At 50.4% G+C, this 260-nt stretch carries 1 rRNA gene; it reads left to right on the top strand.

Annotation, left to right across the window (positions count from 1 at the left end):
• Positions 1 to 109 precede the first annotated feature (109 nt).
• Positions 110 to 228: ribosomal RNA gene (gene rrf / locus HMPREF2792_RS04160) — 5S ribosomal RNA — on the top strand.
• Positions 229 to 260: the final 32 nt, after the last annotated feature.

The following is a 260-nucleotide window of genomic DNA, read 5'->3' as shown; positions in this document are numbered from 1 at the left end:
AGGGTGTGTCAACAACAAACACAACAGTAAAATAATCACACTGCCGTGTTCGCGTCCACTACACAGTATCTGACACAACACCAGCAACCAGCCGTTGCCCTAAGTGTTTGTCGGTGGCCTATAGCAGCAGGGAAACGCCCGGTACCCATTCCGAACCCGGAAGCTAAGCCTGCTAACGCTGATGGTACTGCAACCGGGAGGTTGTGGGAGAGTAAGAAACCGCCGACACCAAACAACAAACAACAACTCAATACAAACAA

It is taken from the genome of Corynebacterium sp. HMSC068H04 (genome assembly GCF_001811255.1).
In the GTDB taxonomy this organism is placed as follows: domain Bacteria; phylum Actinomycetota; class Actinomycetes; order Mycobacteriales; family Mycobacteriaceae; genus Corynebacterium; species Corynebacterium hesseae.
Note: the sequence above shows the minus strand (reverse complement) of the source record. Positions and strands in the feature narration are given on the sequence as shown.